We start from the raw sequence: 12,567 nt of genomic DNA, 5'->3' as shown, positions 1-12,567 counted from the left end.
TCACGGACTTGCAGGGCGGTCTTTATGACCCTGCTTTTTTTGATAGATCATGGTCACGATGGCGATGATCACAAGAAAACCGATGCTCACAAAAAAACCGGGCCGGCTTGATTTTTCAAACAATGTACCGGACACAGCCGCAGCAATCAGAATCATCGCTAAATAAATTTGCGTTTTTCCCATGCCCTCAGGATCAGTCAGCTTTTTGCTGGAGAACAGGATAAACAGCCAAGTGTATAAAAGCATAAGCCCCGCGGCTGTTGTCATATGCTCATAAATGTTTTTAGGCAGCACTAATGACAGAATAATGGAGAGGATAAGCCCCGCAAACGTCAGCCCCAGTGCCGGCCAGCATATTTTTTTGCCTTCCTTTAGAGTAAAGCATTTCGGCGCGTCGCCGTCATCAGCCATCGTACAAAGCAATGTCGTAACCGCAAAAAGCGAAGCGACAAGGGTCGAGAACCCGGCGATGATGAAAATCCCGTTAAATATATCGAGGATGATCTCAAGGTTATATCCTTTTAACGACGTAATGAACGGACTGTCCTGTTCAGTGAACGAGTGTAACGGAACCAAAAGCAGAGCCAGCCCGATTGAAATGATATAAACAATCGCCAGTGTCGCCAGCATCAGTTTCCCTGATTTAGACGCTTCCTCAGGTTTTTTTAAGTGAACCGCCATCAGCCCCATGACTTCAATTCCGCCAAAGGCGTAAAACGCGTAGATTAAACCTGTCCACAGCCCCATGGCGCCGTATGGGAAAAACTCACTCGTCTTATTTGGAACATGTATGCCATGATTTCCGCCTGACAGGATACCGCATAACGCCAGAATGGCAATGACAATAAACATAAAAATAGCGGCTGTTTTAATCACTGCCAACACGTTTTCTGTTTTTTCAAAGACAGACAGGCCGGTGAAAATAATAAGAAGCCCGAGGACCGCGTAGATTGAGGCAAACACCCATAGCGGCACTTGAGGAAACCAATGCTTCGTAAATAGCGAAATGGCTGTCAGCTGGCTGCCGGTAATCAGCATTTCTGACGACCAGTACACCCAGCCATTGCTGAAGCCTGCCCATTTGCCGAATGCTTTTCGGGCATACGCACAAAACGAGCCCTTTTCCGGTTGCTTCGCCGACAGCTTGGCGAGCTGTTCAAAGACAAAATACGTACCGATCCCTGCGATCAGAAATGAAAGGAGAACGGAAAAACCACTTTTTACAATTGCGATGCTGGAACCGAGAAAAAAGCCAGTTCCAATCGTGCAGCCGACTCCGATCAGTGACAGCTGCCACCAAGCCAGATTCCCTTTTGGCTGGTCTTTTTTTGTTTGGCTCATTATTTATTCAACCCCTTTTATCTAAGGTTAGATTGCGACCCGCCCGAAGCTTATATACATCGGATTTTTGCCTCTTTTTACATGGAGATGGAGGCGGACGCTCATACTAATGAAAAAAGGAGCAAACCAATGACACAGCAATATATCGTGGAGCCGAAAAAAGGGCTTGGGCTGAAGCTGAAAAAGGGGCAGATTTTAAAGGTGGTTGATGTAGAAGGGCAGCAGGTGGCTGATTTTGTCGCATACCATGCCAAGGATTTTTATGAACACCTTGATCAGGGAGCGACAATTGACGCCAATCATTCCATTCATGTGAAGGTCAACGACCATCTCTACTCCAATCTGTACAAACCGATGCTGACGCTGATTGAGGATACGGTCGGCAAGCATGACCTGCTTCTGCCCGCCTGCCGTCCTGATATGAACAGGCTCTTATACGGCAAGCAAAAGGATGAGTTTCAGGATACGTGCTATGACAATATGAACCGTGCGCTTGAACAGTTTGGCGTGCCGAAGCCTCACATGCATTATCCCTTTGCGATTTTTATGAATACCGTTCTTGATGAGAAAGGGAATCTGTCTGTGGAAACACCGCTTTCAAATGCCGGAGATTACGTAAGGCTTAGGGCGGAGATGGATTTAATTGTCGCGTTTTCTTCCTGCCCGATTGAAAAAGGGAAATGCAATGGCGACAGTGTGACATCCATACGGGTTGAAGTCAGTTGATCTCTCTTGTTCACTGTGAATGAAGACCTGTGCTATATTTAAGAGGGATACATAACAGTCATGATTCATTTTCATTGATTTGGGGAAATGAACAGTAACAAGGGAAAATGTACAGGAGGAATGATTGGGATGAGCATGCAGGAAAAGATTATGCGTGAGTTACATGTGAAGCCCTCAATTGATCCAAAGCAAGAAATTGAGGACCGAGTCAATTTTTTAAAACAATATGTAAAGAAAACCGGTGCTAAAGGCTTTGTATTGGGAATCAGCGGCGGACAGGATTCAACGCTTGCGGGAAGACTTGCCCAGCTTGCGGTGGAGAGCATTCGCGAGGAGGGCGGGGACGCTCAATTTATCGCGGTCCGTCTTCCGCATGGCACACAGCAGGATGAAGACGATGCCCAGCTTGCTTTGAAGTTTATTAAGCCGGATAAATCATGGAAGTTTGATATTAAATCGACAGTCAGCGCGTTTTCGGATCAGTATCAGCAGGAAACAGGCGACCAGCTGACTGACTTTAATAAAGGAAACGTTAAAGCGAGAACAAGAATGATTGCGCAATACGCGATCGGCGGCCAGGAAGGCCTTCTTGTGTTAGGAACAGATCATGCGGCTGAAGCAGTGACTGGTTTCTTTACGAAGTACGGTGACGGCGGAGCAGACCTCCTGCCGCTGACAGGCTTGACAAAGCGCCAGGGAAGAAGCCTGCTGAAAGAGCTGGGTGCACCGGAACGCTTATATTTAAAAGAACCAACTGCCGATCTGCTCGATGAAAAACCGCAGCAGTCGGATGAAACAGAGCTTGGCATTTCCTACGAAGAGATTGACGATTATCTCGAAGGAAAACAAGTATCAGCGAAAGTATCAGAAGCGCTGGAAAAACGCTACAGCATGACTGAACATAAACGTCAGGTTCCAGCGTCAATGTTTGATGACTGGTGGAAATAAGTTGAAGAAAGCCCGCTCTCGGAGCGGGCTTTTGTCATGTCCCGGCGCTTTATTTGATGCGGATATGATTCAGCTTAACCCTTAATCTGTCGGTGAACCTTCGGAGACTGCCTCTTGTATCAGGGTCTAATGGGAGCTCGGCTCTCGCGGCAATGGTTTCTGCCACATCCTGAATCGACAGGTTGTCTGTTTGAATGCGGCCCTCAAAAATGGGTGATGATAATCCTTCAACGCAGCGGTCAATTTGTTTGGCGGCCCATGAGTTTTTTCCTTCTGCTCTGGTGCGCAGCCGTTTTAACAAGGTTTCCTTTGAAGCCATTAGTGTAAAGTGGTGAACGATCCTGCCTTCCTGTCTGAGCCTGCTGAGAATCTCATTGAAGTATTCAGGATGCACAATCGTCATTGGTACAATAATGATGCCGTGGTATGTATCTGTCAGAGAAGCTAGCAAACGGTAATTGAACGTCCGCCATAAGGGATAGCTTTGAAAATCGTCCTCCGCAATCTCTTGCGGCACCATGGAGCGCAGCGCAAAGCCCATTTTCTCAGGATCATATACATAAGAGGATTTCAGCCTTCTGTGCAGCTCGAAGGCTGTTTGTGTTTTTCCGGAACCGAATGCCCCGTTTATCCAAATGATCATTGCCATTTCTCCCTTCTTATTTATCATACAAAAAAAGACCCTTCGATCGAAGAATCAGCTGGAAAAATACAGAAGGTTTTAATGCTTTTTTGCGTCGAAGTATTAAAATATCTGCGGAAATGTTGTACAATGAATGTCATTCAGGCAAAAACGTTTGAACGGAAAAGGACGGGCAAGCCGGCATCTATATAAATATTCGCTAAATAAGCATATAATGAAAATAAAATTTCATTCCTTAGGAGGATTTCGCCGAAGATGAACGCAAAACGAGCCATCCCAGTAAGAGAAAGAAATATCGTCCTGATCGGATTCATGGGTGTTGGAAAAACAACAATCGGCCAATTGGTCGCTAAAAAATTATATAGAGATTTTATCGATATTGACCAAGAGATCGAAAAGGATTTCAACATGTCAATCCCTGAGATGTTTGAGGAAAAGGGAGAAGACTTTTTCCGAAAAACGGAGAAGGAATATATTTTAGACATCTGCCATCATAAAAGATTCAAAATCGTATCTCTGGGTGGGGGATCTTTTAAACAAGAGGAAATCAGAAATTGCTGTCTGGAAAACTGTCTCGTGCTTCATCTGGACCTGTCATGGGAGAACTGGAAGCAGCGCGCGGATTTATTGATTGAAAGCCGCCCGGTGCTGCATAACCGTTCAATGGATGAAATGGAACAGCTGTTTAACGAGAGAAAAGTCATTTATGACAAGCACAATTCAAAAGTGGCAACAGACAACCTTTCCCCGGAAGAGGTTGCCGATTATATTGTAGAGACATTAAAAATTGGCTGGGACCTTTACCAGCCGATGTAAAAAGCCGTGCGCAGCGCACGGCTTTTTTTATCGTTTTATCCCTTGTATCAAAATCGCTTTTAAACAAAAGGAGTCGGGCTGTCCGTTTTGGTTCAATGTAATACAGAATGTGTCTTGTGCTTCGTCTGATGCGTGATTCAAGTGGGTAATGATTTGTTTTTCCCGGTCAGCGGAGGTTCCGCCTCGTTTGATCCAGCTGTCATATTGAATCGGCAAATTCCACTTTTGGATGTCTTGATAGGCCAGTTGGTTGGCGCTGAACATCGCCTGCCATTCTGATAATGAGCTTTCTCGAACATGGGAAGGGTCTCGAAGCCGGTTCAACTGATTGACAAACTCATCAAGAACGGGATCTTCAGGCGCATAATGATCCACTAAAAGAAAACGTCCGTCCTGTTTCAATACGCGTGCAACCTCGCTGACGGCTTTGCGTACATCTGAAAAATGGTGGGCTGCGTATCGGCAGGTGATGATATCAAATGAATCGTCAGGGAAGGGAAGTGACTCTGCCGTTCCTTGCTGAAAGCGTACGTTTTCAGCTCCTTTTTCTTGCGCGAAGGAGGACGCAACCTCTACCATCTCTTTCGTCGCATCAATACCGATGCACTCCTGCACATAAGGAGAAAATGCCAGCGCCGTATGGCCGGCACCCGCTCCGATATCCAGCAGCCGATGCTCTGCCCGGCATTCCGCCGTTTTGATCATCAGCCCCAAATCTTCCCCCTCGGCAAATACCTTCTCATCCCGATACATCTCGGCATTTGTAGAAAACGGTGTTTCATTTGTCATTTGAACCAGCTCCTTCTTTTGTTTAATGATGATATGGATTATGTTAGCAATTTCTGTTATGATTCGTCCAAGATATAAAAATGATAAAAACGATAGGTTCAACCTATGGAGGCTGAAATGGATATTAGAGTAATGGAATACGCAGCGGAAATCGCCCGGCACCAAAGCTTTACAAAAGCGGCGGAGCATCTTCATATCGCTCAGCCGTCTCTCAGCCAGCAAATCAAAAAGCTTGAGGCTGAGCTGGGGCTTACTCTTTTTCACAGATCCCCCGGCTCTGTTACACTGACACCCCACGGCAGGCGTTTCATTGAAAAAGCCGAGGACATCATTCGTTCCAGAGATGACTTGCTCCGGGAGATGCAGGAGCGCTCGCAAGGACTGGGGCAAAAGCTTTCGATTGGGATTCCTGCTGTAACAGGGAGATATCTCTTTCCGCCGCTGCTGAAGCAGTTTTTGGCGCGCTATCCCCATGTGGAGGTTCAGCTTGTTGAAAAAGATCCGGTTTCATTAGAGGAAATGACGGCAAAGGGAGAGGTTGACCTTTCTGTTTTATCCTTGCCGATCGAAGATGAACGGCTCTCCATTACACCCTTGCTCACGGAACCGATTGTTCTCGCAGTGCCGAAGGAAAAGCAAAGATGGATGCCGCCGGAAATGATCGCGCTGATTGAGAAAGCGCTGGAAGGTAAAGAGGGCCGCCAGCCGTGCGTGCCGCTTGACATGGTCAGGCAGGTGCCATTTATTCTGTTAAAAGAAGGCTTCGGCTTTCGCAGAACAGTTCTCGATCTCTGTGCGGAAAGCGGCTTTAAGCCGAATGCTGCCTTCAAGACGAGCCATATTGAAACGGCCCAATCCCTTGTGGCTAACGGATTAGGCGTGACAATGGCGCCGAATATGGTTAGAAGGGATAAAGATCCGGGTGTGATCTATTTATCGATTCAATCCGCGCCATCACGAACCCTCGTCTTTGTCTTTCTAAAGAACCGCTATGTCAGTCTGACAGCCCGGGCCTTTATGGAACTGAGCCGGGAAGGTCTTAAACAAACGTTTGATGAAAGCTGTCTGGGAAACAAAGATGAAAATATTTAGAAAACAAATCCGAAACATGATAGTATAGGAATACAAACTAAATCTTATAAAACAAAGGGGAATAATCGGAAATGCAACTATTCGATCTGCCGCTCGACCAATTGCGAACATATAAGCCTGAAAAAACAGCATCGAAAGATTTTTCTGAGTTTTGGAAATTGTCTTTGGATGAACTTGCAAAAGTCCAAGCAGAACCTGATTTACAGCTGGTTGACTATCCTGCTGACGGAGTAAAAGTGTACCGTCTCACATATAAAAGTTTCGGAAACGCCCGCATTTCTGGATGGTACGCGGTGCCTGACAAGGAAGGCCCGCATCCGGCGATCGTGAAATATCATGGCTACAATGCAAGCTATGACGGTGAAATTCATGAAATGGTAAACTGGGCACTTCATGGCTACGCCGCATTCGGCATGCTTGTCCGCGGCCAGCAGAGCAGTGAGGATACGAGTATTTCACCGCACGGTCACGCTTTGGGCTGGATGACCAAAGGCATTCTTGATAAAGATACATACTATTACCGCGGTGTTTATTTGGACGCCGTCCGCGCGCTTGAAGTGATCAGCAGCTTTGACGAGGTTGACGAAACAAGGATCGGTGTGACAGGCGGAAGCCAAGGCGGAGGATTAACCATTGCCGCCGCAGCTCTGTCAGACATTCCAAAAGCCGCCGTTGCCGATTATCCTTATTTAAGCAACTTCGAACGGGCCATTGATGTGGCGCTTGAACAGCCGTACCTTGAAATCAATTCCTTCTTTAGAAGAAATGGCAGCCCGGAAACAGAACTGCAGGCTATGAAGACACTTTCATATTTCGATATTATGAATCTCGCTGATCGAGTGAAAGTGCCTGTCCTGATGTCGATCGGTCTGATTGACAAGGTTACGCCGCCGTCCACCGTATTTGCCGCCTACAATCATTTGGAAACAGAGAAAGAGCTGAAGGTGTACCGTTACTTCGGACATGAGTATATCCCTGCTTTTCAAACGGAAAAACTCGCTTTCTTTAAGCAGCATCTTAAAGGCTGATAAATGTGAAAAGCCGCCAAATATTTTCCGGCGGTTTTTTTCTGCAAACTGCCGGAATGAGAACAGACTGGAGACGAATAGATATGAAACAAAGAATCATTGATGAATTAAAACGAATCGAGCAGTCATACGGGGTCAAAATCGTGTATGCCGTCGAGTCAGGGAGCCGCGCATGGGGATTCCCGTCGCAGGATAGTGATTACGATGTCCGCTTTATTTATGTGCCGAAAAAGGAGTGGTATTTTTCAATTGAGCAGGAGCGCGATGTCATTGAAGAACCGATTCACGATTTGCTGGATATCAGCGGCTGGGAGCTGAGAAAGACGCTTCGGCTTTTCAAAAAGTCAAACCCTCCGCTCCTCGAATGGCTGTCCTCAGACATTGTGTATTACGAAGCATTTACGACCGCAGAGCAGTTAAGAAAACTGCGAACGGAGGCATTTAAGCCTGAAGCAAGCGTGTATCACTATATCAATATGGCGAGAAGGAACGTCAAGGATTACCTTCAAGGACAAGAGGTCAAAATCAAAAAGTATTTCTACGTGCTTCGGCCTATCTTGGCCTGCCAATGGATTGAAAAGCACGGAACCATTCCGCCAATGGACTTTACTGTTTTGATGGAGGAACTTGTTGCTGAACCTGAGCTGAAGGCTGAAATGGAGACCTTGCTTGAACGGAAAAAAAGAGGTGAAGAGCTTGACCTCGAAGCAAGAATCGATGTTATTCACCAATTCATTGAAACGGAAATCGAAAGAATCATGGAAGCGGCAAAAGAACTGAAGGCAGAGAAAAAAGATATGACACCTGAATTGAACCGTTTGCTTTTGAATACGGTTGAAGAAGTGTGGAAGGATGGAGGAAGCTGATGTTTTTTGTCGCTTCCTTTTCTCCTTTATTCGACATAATTCCCCGACTTTCTAACTATCTGATTGTGGAAAAACCACAAAAATAATCAGAATCTTTGTATTTTGAGAATATTGTGAACGTCGGTTTTGTCCATTTACAATAAACTCATACAAATACTTCTTAGATTGCGGGGTGTTGAGGTTGGAAGTGATCACAAGAGATTTTTTCTTATTTTTATCCAAAAGCGGCTTTCTCAATAAAATGGCAAAGAACTGGGGAAGCAGAGTAGCAGCGGGTAAAATTATCGGCGGGAATGACTTTAACAGTTCAATCCCGACCATTCGACAGCTTAACAGCCAAGGTTTGTCAGTTACTGTCGATCATTTAGGAGAGTTTGTGAACAGCGCCGAGGTCGCACGGGAGCGTACGGAAGAGTGCATTCAAACCATTGCGACCATTGCGGATCAGGAGCTGAACTCACACGTTTCTTTAAAAATGACGTCTTTAGGTCTGGATATAGATATGGATCTGGTGTATGAAAATATGACGAAAATCCTTCAGACGGCTGAGAAGCATAAAATCATGGTCACCATCGACATGGAAGATGAAGTCAGATGCCAGAAAACGCTTGATATTTTCAAAGATTTCAGAAGGAAATACGAGTATGTAAGCACAGTGCTGCAAGCCTATCTGTACCGGACGGAAAAAGACATTGACGATTTAAATTCTTTAAACCCGTTCCTTCGCCTTGTAAAAGGAGCTTATAAAGAATCAGAAAAAGTAGCTTACCCGGAGAAAAGCGACGTCGATGAAAATTACAAAAAAATCATCCGAAAGCAGCTCTTAAACGGTCACTATACAGCGATTGCCACACATGACGACAAAATGATCGACTTTACAAAGCAGCTTGCCAAGGAACATGGCATTGCCAATGACAAGTTTGAATTTCAGATGCTGTACGGCATGCGGTCGCAAACCCAGCTCAGCCTCGTAAAAGAAGGTTATAACATGAGAGTCTACCTGCCATACGGCGAGGATTGGTACGGCTACTTTATGAGACGCCTTGCAGAACGTCCGTCAAACATTGCCTTCGCTTTCAAAGGAATGACAAAGAAGTAAAAAAGGAGAGATTATCATGACAACACCTTACAAACACGAGCCATTCACAAATTTCCAAGACCAAAACAACGTGGAAGCGTTTAAAAAAGCGCTTGCGACAGTAAGCGAATATTTAGGAAAAGACTATCCGCTTGTCATTAACGGCGAGAGGGTAGAAACAGAAGCGAAAATCGTTTCAATCAACCCGGCTGATAAAGAAGAAGTCGTCGGCCGAGTGTCAAAAGCTTCTCAAGAGCACGCTGAGCAAGCGATTCAAGCGGCTGCGACAGCATTCGAAGAGTGGAGATACACATCTCCTGAAGAGAGAGCGGCTGTCCTGTTCCGCGCTGCTGCCAAAGTCCGCAGAAGAAAACATGAATTTTCTGCTTTGCTTGTAAAAGAAGCAGGAAAGCCTTGGAACGAGGCGGATGCAGATACGGCTGAAGCGATTGACTTCATGGAGTATTATGCACGCCAAATGATCGAACTGGCAAAAGGCAAACCGGTCAACAGCCGTGAAGGCGAGAAAAACCAATATGTATACACGCCGACTGGAGTGACAGTTGTTATTCCGCCGTGGAACTTCTTGTTTGCGATCATGGCAGGAACAACAGTGGCGCCGATCGTTACTGGGAACACAGTGGTTCTAAAACCTGCGAGTGCTACACCTGTTATTGCAGCAAAATTTGTTGAGGTGCTTGAAGAGTCCGGATTGCCAAAAGGCGTAGTCAACTTTGTTCCTGGAAGCGGAGCAGAAGTAGGCGATTATCTTGTTGACCATCCGAAAACAAGCCTTATCACATTTACGGGATCAAGAGAAGTTGGCACGAGAATTTTCGAACGCGCGGCGAAGGTTCAGCCGGGCCAGCAGCATTTAAAACGTGTCATCGCTGAAATGGGCGGTAAAGATACGGTTGTTGTCGACGAGGATGCGGACATTGAATTAGCGGCTCAATCGATCTTCACATCTGCATTCGGCTTTGCCGGACAAAAATGTTCTGCAGGTTCACGTGCAGTTGTCCATGAAAAAGTGTATGATCAAGTATTAGAGCGTGTCATTGAAATTACGGAATCAAAAGTAACTGCTAAACCTGACAGTGCAGATGTTTATATGGGACCTGTCATTGACCAAGGTTCTTATGATAAAATTATGAGCTATATTGAGATCGGAAAACAGGAAGGGCGTTTAGTAAGCGGCGGCACTGGTGATGATTCGAAAGGATACTTCATCAAACCGACGATCTTCGCTGACCTTGATCCGAAAGCAAGACTCATGCAGGAAGAAATTTTCGGACCTGTCGTTGCATTTTGTAAAGTGTCAGACTTTGATGAAGCTTTAGAAGTGGCAAACAATACTGAATATGGTTTGACAGGCGCGGTGATTACAAACAACCGCAAGCACATCGAGCGTGCGAAACAGGAATTCCATGTTGGAAACCTATACTTCAACCGCAACTGTACAGGTGCTATCGTCGGCTACCATCCGTTTGGCGGCTTCAAAATGTCCGGAACGGATTCAAAAGCAGGCGGTCCGGATTACTTGGCACTGCATATGCAAGCAAAAACAATCAGTGAAATGTTCTAAAGCGGGACTAAATGGGCATCCTCCCTGCGGGGATGTCCATTTCATCCATATACCATAAAAAAGAGGAGGAAGTGCCATAGAAAACATACAGCTGATTATTTCGATTTGTATTTATATGGCGGGGATGATGCTGATCGGCTACTTTGCTTACAAGCGCACGTCGAATCTGACGGATTACATGCTTGGAGGACGCTCTTTGGGTCCGGCCGTAACCGCTCTCAGTGCCGGTGCTGCCGATATGAGCGGCTGGCTGCTGATGGGTCTCCCGGGCGCCATGTTTTCAACAGGTCTGAGCGGTATTTGGATTGTGTTCGGACTTTGCCTTGGGGCATGGGCGAACTGGCTCTATGTTGCGCCTCGGCTGAGAACCTATACTGAACAAGCGGGGAATTCCATCACAATTCCCGGGTTCCTTGAAAATCGCTTCGGAGACCATTCGAAGCTGCTGAGACTATTTTCAGGGATTGTGATTTTAGTTTTCTTCACATTTTATGTTTCGTCTGGAATGGTATCCGGCGGCGTTTTATTCAACAGTATTTTGGGGATGGATTATCACACCGGCCTGTGGGTTGTGACTGGTGTTGTTGTGGCGTATACCCTGTTTGGCGGCTTTTTGGCAGTCAGCTGGACAGATTTTGTTCAGGGGATCATTATGTTTGCCGCACTCATCCTTGTTCCGATCGTTACGTTTTTCCATACGGGAGGAGCAAGTGAAACAGTTACTGAAATCCGCTCTGTTGATCCAGATATGTTTAATATTTTCAAAGGAACAAGCGTCCTTGGCATTATTTCTTTGTTTGCCTGGGGTTTGGGCTACTTTGGCCAGCCGCATATCATTGTGCGTTTTATGGCGATAACGTCCGTAAAAGAGATCAAAAGAGCGCGCAGAATCGGAATGGGCTGGATGATTTTGTCGGCAGTCGGCGCTGTGCTGACCGGTTTGGGCGGAATCGCTTATTACCATCAGAATGGCATGACACTGAAGGATCCTGAGACGATTTTTATTCAATTAGGGAATATTTTGTTCCATCCGATTATCACAGGTTTTCTGATTTCAGCTATTTTGGCCGCAATTATGAGCACAATTTCTTCCCAGCTGCTTGTGACATCAAGCTCTCTGGTAGAAGATTTGTATAAGTCGATGTTCAGACGCTCAGCTTCTGATAAAGAGCTGGTGTTTTTGGGCCGTATGGCTGTGCTTGTGATTTCTGTCATCGCATTATTCCTGGCTTGGGAGAAAAATAATACAATCCTTGGATTGGTAAGCTATGCGTGGGCGGGCTTCGGTGCATCATTCGGGCCGGTTGTGCTGCTCAGTCTGTTTTGGAAACGAATGACCAAATGGGGGGCACTCGCCGGCATGATTGTGGGAGCAGCAACTGTAATCATTTGGGCGAATGCCGGTCTTTCGGACTTTCTGTATGAAATCATACCTGGTTTTGCTGCGAGTCTATTAACTGTCTTTATCGTCAGTGTATTGACGCAGGCTCCGTCACAAGCTGTCGAAGACCAGTTTAAAGACTACCAAGATACAATGTCACAATAAAGATCGAAAGGAGGAGGAAGGGGCTATCCCTTTTTCCTCTTTTCTCCTTTTAAGCGGCCATTTTTTCTTTTGGAAACAAACGTATTTTTTTCTATACAAAAAGCCCCCG

General features: G+C 45.9%; 12 protein-coding genes. 9 read left to right on the top strand and 3 right to left on the bottom strand.

Going from position 1 to position 12,567, the window contains the following annotated elements; translation table 11 throughout:
- Positions 1 to 1,341, bottom strand: coding sequence for an amino acid permease (locus NZD81_RS18165; RefSeq protein ID WP_014662698.1), 1,341 nt, complete (start codon positions 1,339 to 1,341; stop codon positions 1 to 3).
- A 129-nt stretch (positions 1,342 to 1,470) separates the two neighbouring features.
- On the opposite strand from NZD81_RS18165, the gene NZD81_RS18160 reads away from it, so the two are divergent.
- Together NZD81_RS18160 and nadE are read left to right on the top strand one after the other, a co-directional pair.
- Positions 1,471 to 2,067 carry a DUF1989 domain-containing protein gene (locus NZD81_RS18160; protein ID WP_003246345.1) on the top strand — a complete coding sequence of 199 codons (597 nt, stop codon included), beginning with the start codon at positions 1,471 to 1,473 and terminating at the stop codon, positions 2,065 to 2,067.
- Positions 2,068 to 2,196: 129 nt separating this feature from the next.
- Positions 2,197 to 3,015, top strand: a complete 819-nt coding sequence (gene nadE, locus NZD81_RS18155; protein ID WP_071578697.1) for an ammonia-dependent NAD(+) synthetase — start codon at positions 2,197 to 2,199, stop codon at positions 3,013 to 3,015.
- Positions 3,016 to 3,064: 49 nt separating this feature from the next.
- Here the strand turns inward: nadE and tmrB are convergent, their stop codons facing one another.
- Positions 3,065 to 3,658 carry a tunicamycin resistance ATP-binding TmrB gene (gene tmrB, locus NZD81_RS18150; RefSeq protein ID WP_172640145.1) on the bottom strand — a complete coding sequence of 198 codons (594 nt, stop codon included), beginning with the start codon at positions 3,656 to 3,658 and terminating at the stop codon, positions 3,065 to 3,067.
- 255 nt (positions 3,659 to 3,913) lie between these two features.
- Here tmrB and NZD81_RS18145 point away from each other — a divergent pair, with 255 nt between their 5' ends.
- Complete coding sequence (locus NZD81_RS18145; protein WP_014662702.1) at positions 3,914 to 4,474, top strand: shikimate kinase; 561 nt, start codon at positions 3,914 to 3,916, stop codon at positions 4,472 to 4,474.
- Between the two features lie 27 nt (positions 4,475 to 4,501).
- Here NZD81_RS18145 and NZD81_RS18140 read toward each other — a convergent pair whose 3' ends face one another.
- Positions 4,502 to 5,263, bottom strand: a complete 762-nt coding sequence (locus NZD81_RS18140; protein WP_040084233.1) for a class I SAM-dependent methyltransferase — start codon at positions 5,261 to 5,263, stop codon at positions 4,502 to 4,504.
- 117 nt (positions 5,264 to 5,380) lie between these two features.
- Here NZD81_RS18140 and NZD81_RS18135 point away from each other — a divergent pair, with 117 nt between their 5' ends.
- The 6 genes from NZD81_RS18135 to putP all read left to right on the top strand — a co-directional run bounded on the left by NZD81_RS18135 (position 5,381) and on the right by putP (position 12,458).
- Positions 5,381 to 6,355, top strand: a complete 975-nt coding sequence (locus tag NZD81_RS18135; protein WP_282373947.1) for a LysR family transcriptional regulator — start codon at positions 5,381 to 5,383, stop codon at positions 6,353 to 6,355.
- A 71-nt stretch (positions 6,356 to 6,426) separates the two neighbouring features.
- Positions 6,427 to 7,383, top strand: coding sequence for a cephalosporin C deacetylase (gene cah / locus NZD81_RS18130; RefSeq protein WP_014662705.1), 957 nt, complete (start codon positions 6,427 to 6,429; stop codon positions 7,381 to 7,383).
- A gap of 83 nt (positions 7,384 to 7,466) precedes the next feature.
- Positions 7,467 to 8,249, top strand: a complete 783-nt coding sequence (locus tag NZD81_RS18125) for a nucleotidyltransferase domain-containing protein (RefSeq protein WP_040084228.1) — start codon at positions 7,467 to 7,469, stop codon at positions 8,247 to 8,249.
- Positions 8,250 to 8,436: 187 nt separating this feature from the next.
- Positions 8,437 to 9,348, top strand: a complete 912-nt coding sequence (putB, locus tag NZD81_RS18120; protein WP_134976107.1) for a proline dehydrogenase PutB — start codon at positions 8,437 to 8,439, stop codon at positions 9,346 to 9,348.
- 16 nt (positions 9,349 to 9,364) lie between these two features.
- Positions 9,365 to 10,912 (top strand): L-glutamate gamma-semialdehyde dehydrogenase, encoded by a 1,548-nt coding sequence (gene pruA, locus NZD81_RS18115; RefSeq protein ID WP_040084225.1) that lies wholly within the window; start codon positions 9,365 to 9,367, stop codon positions 10,910 to 10,912.
- Positions 10,913 to 11,003: 91 nt separating this feature from the next.
- Complete coding sequence (gene putP, locus NZD81_RS18110; RefSeq protein WP_071581388.1) at positions 11,004 to 12,458, top strand: sodium/proline symporter PutP; 1,455 nt, start codon at positions 11,004 to 11,006, stop codon at positions 12,456 to 12,458.
- Positions 12,459 to 12,567 lie beyond the last annotated feature (109 nt).

The organism is Bacillus sp. B.PNR1, assembly GCF_030386235.1.
GTDB classification, from domain to species: Bacteria; Bacillota; Bacilli; order Bacillales; family Bacillaceae; genus Bacillus; species Bacillus stercoris.
Note: the sequence above shows the minus strand (reverse complement) of the source record. Positions and strands in the feature narration are given on the sequence as shown.